Consider the following 1,863-nt stretch of genomic DNA (forward strand, 5'->3'; position numbering starts at 1 on the left):
TGAGGGGGACCCGTTTGGTGGTCCAGTCGCTATGCGGCTTGGGATTGGTGGGTCGTGGTCCACTGTAGAGCGAATTCAGCGGGGCTGAGTTCGCCGTGGGCGCTGTGGGGCCTGGCGGTGTTGTAGTCGGTCCTCCAATCCTCGGTGATCACTTGGGCTTCGAGCAGAGAATCGAAGCGCCACGAGTTGAGCAGTTCATCGCGTAGTCGACCGTTGAACGATTCGATCCAGCCGTTCTGCCATGGCGAACCGGGGTCGATGAACAAGGCTCCGGTGCCGGTGAATCGGCACCAGTCGCGTACGGCGTGGGCGACGAATTCGGGGCCGTTGTCGAACCGCACGTAGACCGGCGCCCCGCGGGTCAAAGCCAGCGTGTCAAGGACTGCGACCACTTGGTCGGCGTCGATTGACCTGCCGATCTCGATGGCCAGGCACTCTCGGGTGTACTCATCAATGATGTTGAGTAGCTTGATCGTACGACCATCAGCGAGGGTGTCGAATTGGAAGTCCATCGCCCAGATCACGTTCGGCCGGATAGGACACATCGCCCCTACGGTGACACCGACGCCGGTCAACCGCTTCTTTTTGCGGCGCTGGGGCACTCGAAGTCCTTCCTCACACCATAGTCGACGAATACGTTTGTCGTTGACCGCCCATCCGGATTTGCGTGCCATCTTCGCTGCTCGCCGCCACCCCCACCGGGGCCGGTCGGTGGAGAACCTGCGTAGCCAGGCCCTCAGCCTGGTGTCCTCGTCGTCCGCTGGTTGTGTCCTCAGGCGCATCGTCGAGCGGTGGATACCGACCACCGCACACGCCCGACGCTGAGACACCCCGAACCGTTCTTGCAGCACCGTCACGGCGCGGCGTTTACGGTTCGGGGTCAAAAGTTTCCCGACGACAGGTCCTTGAGCATGTCAATGTCGAGGGCCTGGTTGGCCACGAGCTTCTTGAGTCGGGCGTTCTCCGCCTCGAGTTCTTTGAGCCGCTTGGCGTCATCAGCTTTCATGCCGCCGTACTGGGCCAGCCAGCGATGCCACGTGGACTCCGCGACTTCGAGGTGCCGGCACACCTCGTCGAGTTCCTGACCAGCGGCGAGGAGCATATTGCCCTCGGCGAGCTTGCGGATGATCTGCTCCGGCGTGTGCCGGCGGCGCTTGTTCGATGTCATGACGTCGTTGATTCTTCCTGCTCGAACAATCGAGCAACAGAGTCCCACAACGACTGGACCACCCAGGAGGGCTCACCTCACAAGCTAAGCGCTCGGTTCACGGGGAGGGCGGTAAGGCGCTGCGAATGGGTTAGATACGTCTCGCCCTCAGGGTTGATGCAGCCTTGCTGTATCGGGTAACACCAGATGCAGGCGCGGTTACGGTATTCTAGTCGGCTTGAAGGAATCGAGTAATCAGGTCTGTGGCGGCGTCCGGGTCTCCGTGGTTCTGAAAGTGACTTAAGTCAACTTTCACGAACACGGCGTTCGCGGTGAAATACGCTTTCTTGCCTACTGTGCCGACCGCTTTGATGGAGAGTGCCCGAGCGGTGTTATCGACGACCGTGGCGACGAGGTGCACGGGTGTGTGCAGTGGCACTGGGTGTCGGTACTCGACGGTGAGTGTTCGAGTGACTGCAGGTGTGCGGGCGATCCACAGGGTGAATCCCATGATGTCGTCGCAGGCTGCTGAGATGGCACCGCCATGGGCTAGGCCGGGTGCTCCTGATTGGCGTTCGTCGAAGGTTAGATCAGCGTAGACGTGGTCGTCATGCCTGTATACCTCGAGCTGGAGTCCGCTGGGGTTGTCGCTGCCACATCCCATACATGATGGCGAGTGCGCTGGTAGCCGCTGATCGAAGCCCATTGGGTGGTCC

Annotated in this window: 2 protein-coding genes; both read right to left on the reverse strand. The window is 61.0% G+C overall.

The genetic code is table 11. The features are described from left to right. Nucleotides 1-29 precede the first annotated feature (29 nt). Nucleotides 30-1,168 (reverse strand): IS3 family transposase gene (locus GOPIP_RS10385; protein WP_085949120.1). Its coding sequence is split into 2 segments (ribosomal slippage): nucleotides 30-898 and nucleotides 898-1,168, totalling 1,140 coding nucleotides; the frame shifts between segments, so codons are not numbered across the junction. 208 nt (nucleotides 1,169-1,376) lie between these two features. Beyond that, nucleotides 1,377-1,853: a PaaI family thioesterase gene (locus tag GOPIP_RS10395; protein ID WP_005194688.1), complete on the reverse strand. Its 477-nt coding sequence runs from the start codon at nucleotides 1,851-1,853 to the stop codon at nucleotides 1,377-1,379. Nucleotides 1,854-1,863: the final 10 nt, after the last annotated feature.

Source organism: Gordonia polyisoprenivorans NBRC 16320 = JCM 10675 (genome assembly GCF_000241325.1).
GTDB lineage: Bacteria > Actinomycetota > Actinomycetes > Mycobacteriales > Mycobacteriaceae > Gordonia > Gordonia polyisoprenivorans.